Genomic DNA, 1830 nt, shown 5'->3' on the forward strand with positions numbered 1-1830 from the left:
GGGGATGAGATCGTCATGACAAACCTCGGGCGCGAGCCTGTAACTGTCGTCGTTGAAGTTAAGGACGAGCAGGGGAATGTTGTGAGAGAACAACCTATGCAAACGCATCGCAACACCTGGCTGGTGGAACGTCTCGGCGCTACGGTAACGCAGTTCCGCGCTCGCTCGAACGGTGGTGTTGAGCCGGTGAGTCACCATGTTGAGTCGGCCCCTGTGGTCAACCGCACGGTAGAAGCTCCGGCACCGCAAGCACAACCTGCGGCCACACAACCGGAAGAGCAAAGCAGCGAAAACAAGCCGAAAGTTGTTCCGATGTTTCGTGAACAACCTAAGCCTTGGCTGCTTGAGCTCCAAGAAGAAATGGAGAAGAGAATGGAGCGCGAACGCGCTTACAGTGCTCGTCTCCGTGAGAAAATCGAGAAGGTATGGAACGAGTGTTTGCCGTTCTCCAGTCATGTGACTGAGCCAATGCGTCTGTACTTCAAAAACCGCGAGCTTCTGTTCAAGGTTGATGAAGTAGAAAAAACAGACTGTCTGCGGTTCAATCCGGCTATGGCCTACTACGACGAAGATGGCAATGAAGTTGGGAAATTCCCAGCTATCGTCTGCGCTATCCGAGATGTGGAAGGCAACCTGGTAACGCTCCACCGCACCTATCTCACCCAAAACGGTAAAAAAGCCAAGGTTGGCAACGCCAAGAAGATGATGCCCATTCCTGACGGTTTGGATGTCAATGGCGCGGCCATCCGCCTCGGTGAACCGACTGAGGGTATCCTGGGTGTTGCAGAAGGGCTGGAAACAGCTCTGTCAGCTTATCGAGTCACTCAAATCCCGGTTTGGTCAACGGTCAATGCGACCCTGATGGAGTCCTTCGAGGTTCCAGAAGGTGTTCACACCGTACTGATCTGGGCTGACAAAGATAAGTCTGTGACTGGTGAGAAGTCAGCGAACGTGCTGAAAGCCAAGCTGGAGAAGCGCGGCATTCGTGTGTACGTCCTGCTGCCTAAACTCCCGATCCCGCCCAGAGCGAAAGGGATTGACTGGAACGATGTCCTGATGAGTCAGGGAAGCCTCGGTTTCCCGAATGCTCGCTACCTGCGCGATTTCATTGCGAGAAGGAGAGCTGAGTATGGCCGTCATTGATGTCTCGAAGGTTGATACAACGCCTGGTAACGACGCGGTGTGCCCCTTCTCTCCCCCTGAGGGGTGGGAGGGGGACTCTGCGGCCTACGTTGAGCTTATGCGGTCTCGGTATCGTCATTTGATGCACGGCCAGAGAATGATGGTGACAGCCTCCTTCGCAAGAAGGGAGCCTATCCAAGTTACTGGCCCGTTTGCTGATGAAGCGACGAAGATCATTAACTCAATGAAGATGAACAAGGCGAAGCCAACAGCTTTGTCTGCCTAAAACTTTAACCCTGAGGGGGTGTTCATGCCCTCTCGGGCATGATTCGCCTCCTCTTTAACTATGGAGGTAATCATGAAAAAGTTTTTGCGTATTAAGACGTGGTTTGTGCGTCTTTTCTCTCCTGACAAGAAGACCCTGGGTGCTATCGGTGAAGACCTGCGTAAGGTCGCCGTGACAGCCATCGGTGTCGGTATTGTAGGATTGGCTGTATCTGGGGACACTATAACCGTCAAAGAAGCCGGTTTGGTGTTGGTAATTGGGGTTATCCTGTGGATCTATGGTATAATCTTAACCAAGGTCAGCAATTCCTAAGGGGGTCAAATGGACGCTTTCACATTAGGCATGTTGGGGTTGCTCATATTTTTCACTGTCGTCACTGGCGGCAGTCTGTATCTCTACCATGAGAGACAGAAAGAAAAAAA

2 protein-coding genes are annotated in these 1830 nt (G+C 52.2%); both read left to right on the forward strand.

Annotation, left to right across the window (positions count from 1 at the left end):
* Window positions 1-1143, forward strand: a 1143-nt coding sequence (locus BHE89_RS16045) for a DUF7146 domain-containing protein (protein WP_128860628.1), incomplete at its 5' end; no start/stop codon positions are given.
* A 337-nt stretch (window positions 1144-1480) separates the two neighbouring features.
* Window positions 1481-1720 carry a permease gene (locus BHE89_RS16055; RefSeq protein WP_000714162.1) on the forward strand — a complete coding sequence of 80 codons (240 nt, stop codon included), beginning with the start codon at window positions 1481-1483 and terminating at the stop codon, window positions 1718-1720.
* Window positions 1721-1830 lie beyond the last annotated feature (110 nt).

Origin of the sequence: Shigella sp. FC1967 (assembly GCF_001743005.1) — a bacterium.
Lineage (GTDB): Bacteria > Pseudomonadota > Gammaproteobacteria > Enterobacterales > Enterobacteriaceae > Proteus.